Source organism: Chitinophaga sp., assembly GCF_035564935.1.
Classification (GTDB): Bacteria; Bacteroidota; Bacteroidia; order Chitinophagales; family Chitinophagaceae; genus Chitinophaga.
This window is the reverse complement of the sequence record NZ_DATMTE010000990.1, coordinates 1-4230: the sequence shown is the minus strand read 5'-3', so window position 1 is coordinate 4230 and position 4230 is coordinate 1. Positions and strand designations below refer to the sequence as shown.

3 protein-coding genes are annotated in these 4230 nt (G+C 48.5%); all 3 read right to left on the bottom strand.

From position 1 onward, the window contains the following. Nucleotides 1-6 precede the first annotated feature (6 nt). From VN105_RS25625 to VN105_RS25615, 3 genes are read right to left on the bottom strand one after another with little or no spacing between them, the layout of a single operon-like run. A complete protein-coding gene (locus VN105_RS25625) occupies nt 7-543 on the bottom strand; it encodes a DUF192 domain-containing protein (RefSeq protein ID WP_325645612.1) in 537 nt (178 codons plus the stop codon). Between the two features lie 11 nt (nt 544-554). Continuing rightward, complete coding sequence (gene mqnE / locus VN105_RS25620) at nt 555-1736, bottom strand: aminofutalosine synthase MqnE (protein WP_325645610.1); 1182 nt, start codon at nt 1734-1736, stop codon at nt 555-557. After that, nucleotides 1733-3874, bottom strand: coding sequence for a M43 family zinc metalloprotease (locus tag VN105_RS25615; protein WP_325645608.1), 2142 nt, complete (start codon nt 3872-3874; stop codon nt 1733-1735). The genes mqnE and VN105_RS25615 overlap by 4 nt, the downstream gene beginning before the upstream one ends. Between the last annotated feature and the right edge of the window lie 356 nt (nt 3875-4230).

The window sequence follows — 4230 nt, the reverse complement described above, 5'->3', positions numbered from 1 at the left end:
CCTTTTTTATTGGTAAGCTATTTTATCGCCGTATTTGATATGATATTTATCGGAGAATCCGCCGTTCACTTCCAGCACGTATTTCGCTTTTTTGAAAGATGGAAGACTTTCTTCTGAAAGAGGCGTAGCATATTTCTGGATAGACACAATTTCCATATTATCTGCTATATAGATAATATCAAGGGAGATGTAGGTGTTTTTCATCCAGAACGCACGTTCTTCCATATCATTGAAAATGAAAAGCATACCCTGGTCGTCTGTCATAGATTTACGGTACATCAGTCCATCGGCACGCTGCTCATCTGTTTGGGCCAGCTGGATATCGATTTTCCGCAGGGTATCGGCGCCGGTTTTGGAAACGAATGCCAGGGTGCCCTGCTTTTTGAATTGAATGCCATTGGAGGTTTCACCGGATACTTCGGTAGTAGCCGTAGCTGCAGTTCCGGTATCGGAAGCGGCGGAGCTGTTATTATTACTGTTGTTCTGGTGACAGCCGGCGGCATACAAACTGGCTATCAATATACATTTCAGGTGTAATTGCATAAACAGTGATCCTATTTTGTGAGCAGTTCTTCATCTGAAAAAACCACGTCTGTATAATCTCTGATTTCGTTGTACACGGTGTCTCTTTCCACTGGTCTCCTGCCGGCCTGTTTAATAAGCATGGCCAGCTGGGCGGTATTCAGGGAAGGATTCTGTTCTTCAGCACCGGCCATAGAGTAAATTTTGGTGGTATCATCTATGGTGCCGTCCAGGTCATTCACGCCGAAAGACAGCGTCAGTTGCGCGGTGTTTCTTCCCAGCATCGGCCAGTAGGCTTTCAGGTGGGGGAAGTTATCCATGTATAAACGTGCAATGGCGTACAGTCGCAGATCTTCCACGATAGAAGTTTCCGGGATATTGGACATATCATTGCCTTTATTGCGGAACTTCAGCGGGATAAAGGTATTGAAGCCACCGGTTTCATCCTGCAGGGTACGCAGCCGTTCCATATGGTCTATACGGTCGGCAAAGGATTCAATATGACCGTACAGCATGGTAGCGTTGGTATGCATACCGCGGTTGTGTGCTGCCTTATGAATGGCCAGCCATCCTTCGGCATCTACTTTATCATGGCATATTTTAGCGCGCACTTCGGGTGCGAATATCTCAGCGCCACCGCCTGGCATGGATTGCAGGCCGGCTTCGTTGAGTATGCGCATTCCTTCTTCTATGCTTACCTTGGCTTTGCGGAACATATAATCCAGTTCCACGGCGGTAAACCCTTTAATGTGGAGGTCCGGACGGTGTGCCCTGATCTTCCGGATGAGTTCTACGAAGAAATCGAGCTGCATCTTTGGATGTACGCCGCCAACAATATGTACTTCCGTAACGGGTTGGTCATCGTACTTCTTAACGATGTCCATCATCTCGTCGATACTCAGTTCCCATCCGTCTTCCCTGTTTTTATACAGGCGGGAATAGGAGCAGAAGTGGCAGGTAAATACACAAACGTTGGTAGGCTCAATATGGAAGTTACGGTTAAAGTAAGTCTTGTCGCCGTGCATCCGTTCCCGTACCAGGTTGGCTAATGCACCTACAAGGCCGATATCGCCTTTTTCAAATAAGATCAGCCCTTCTGCGGGTGTAATTCTTTCCTGTTGGAGGATCTTTTCTGCAATACGCTTCAATGCTGCGTCCAGGTTGGGTTGCTGAAGGAGCGTCTGAACAGCCGGATAATCTTGTCTCATCGTCATCTTACTTTCATTAATTTAATGGTGTTGGCCCTGTTCCTGTAAATTAATTTTACAAAATAAACACCATTTGGCTCATTTACCAAATTAAAGGTCAGCCGGTTGCCTGCCCCAATGTCCGCTGCCGGCCGGCTCATAATAAACTGCCCCTGCACATTATAAATGGATACCTGCACCAGGTCTTCCGGCACTTCCAGGAAGGTGACCCAAACAATGCCATTTGTAGGGTTGGGATTCACTAATACGCCTTTTTCACGGAGTGTTTGATTTACCTGCCGGGTAACGATATTGATATTATCAATATAAATGTTATTCTCTGAATTTGAGATGTTTCTGAAGGCTACCTGGAACTTTCCTTTATGGCTAACAGCAGTCAGATCCACAGAATCCCGACGCCACTCTGTGGCGGTGGGAGTGAACTCTGTTTGTATTGCAGTGGAGCGTGTGATCAGGTTCGGTCCCCATTTGGTGTAGAGCACCTGGCCGGTTTCCCGGCAATCACTGGTAACAAGCACTTTTAAGGTATCCCATGCGTTTCCGCTGCTGGCGGGGTCGGTAAACACGGCGGCGGCTACATCAAAGAAGAGGAAAACGGAGTCGGCGCCCTGCGGGTCAATTACCGGGGTGATGAGATCATCCGTCTGATCGTTGGTATTATACCCAAGGTTGCGTATAAGGGCGGAGGCGCTGCTGTTCCTGCCTACATTACGGATACGCTCCCAGGTGAAGCTGTGGTCGGGGTTATAAAGATCCCAACCCGGGGGCGGGAAGCTGTCGTTTTCAAAGCCTTCTTCAAAGGGAAGGGTGGCTTCCGCATCATAACGGAAACGGATATCCGCGGTGTCGTTGGTAACATTGCCATCAGGCTGGCCGTTGGGCAATTGCGTATATGCTTTCAGGTTATAGTTCCCGATTGCCACATTGGAGGAGGGCAGGGTAACGGTAGATTGCTGTAAACTGGCCAGGGAACCTGTCCAGTCGTACGCTGTAAGGGCGCCGCCGTTCACCTGGTACCAGATCTTTACAGTGGTAAGCGGGTTGCTGCCGCGGTTACGGAGGGTAACCACCGGCGTAATACTGTTATCGCAGATTTTGCCATCGGGCGCATTAATGCTTAGCAGGGAGGCATCGTTATCTGCCATGGAAGGGGGGATGCAGCCGTTGGAGGTGATCAGGCTGGCGGTAATATTTTCCAGTACATAGCGCATACGATCTACCTGTCCGGCTGTGAAAAGATGCATGCACGCATCGTCGGTATAATCCATGTAGTTCATGAACATGATACCTGGTGCGGTACGGGTGCAGTTATCGAGCCGGGGAAAAGCGGGGCATCCATAGGTATTATCTCCCTGCAGGGGCGTATCGGTGATACCGTCATCAACATCACATGTTCCGTTGTCATCTCCCCAGATATGTTTTAAGCCGAAGTAATGTCCTATTTCGTGGGTAGCGGTTCTACCGAGGTTATAGGTACTGCCCACGCTGCCGGTGGTGCCAAAAGCGGTGTATTGCACTACTACGCCTTCCTGTTCGGCAGGATAACCGGTGCCGGGCGGAGCGGCCACACCGAGATAATTGCCGGAAAGACGGGTTACCCAGATATTCAGGTATTTGCTGTGATCCCAGGCATTGGAGCCGCCGGTGTTGTTGTACTTGGCATCGGCGGCGGCGTTGCTGATAGAAAAGCTTTGGCCGGCAGCGGTTTGTACCCTTACAATACCACTGGTGGGCTCATCGCCGGGTGTTCTCTGTGCCAGGCAAAAGTTAATACGGCTGTTACCTATGAGCGACTGCCATACTGCAGGTACCTGGGAAATATCGGTATTGGCGGCGTTGTAGTCGCGGTTCAGCGCATCGATCTGTGAGGCCACCTGCGCATCTGTTACCAGCGCAGGGTTATCCAGCACAATATGTACCACCACGGGAATAGTTACTGTTTGCGGGATGGCTTCCACGCGGGCGCGGAGCTGCTGCCGTTGCTGGCCCAGCATCATCCGGGCTTCATTATCTGCTACAATTTTCTGAAGGGAAGGAATTTCTTTTACCCGCTGCTGCAATGCTTCGGCGGTGCCGCATTTACGCTGGGCGATGGCTGTGACGCAGTAAAAAAAGGTAAGGAGGACAAGGATATAGTGACGCAAAAAAGTAGATTTTGGCTTGAAGATACGCGAAAAATCGCCTTCGGCGATGCGAAATTTGTCTGACTCAGGATTACGCTGATTATACTGATTAATTTGATTTTGTTTTTTGGCTATCGCCTTCGGCGATGCGGATTTTGTCTTGGAACACTGATTAAGATGATTATAATGATTACTTGATTTTATTTTAAAAACCCGGTGAATATGAAGGAAGATATGAGCGGATATACCTGCTTTTATCTTCCGTAATTATCTTTTAAAAAAGCTAAAAGCAACAAAACGCGCAATAAAAATCAAAGTAATCATTGATTTTATTTAAAAAACCTGGTGAATATGAAGGAAGATATGAGCGGATATAC

Excerpts from the sequence above, each read along its gene's own strand:
- mqnE (WP_325645610.1), bottom strand. The coding sequence starts at position 1,736 with ATGACGATGAGACAAGATTATCCGGCTGTTCAGACGCTCCTTCAGCAA.
- VN105_RS25625 (WP_325645612.1), bottom strand. The coding sequence starts at position 543 with ATGCAATTACACCTGAAATGTATATTGATAGCCAGTTTGTATGCCGCC.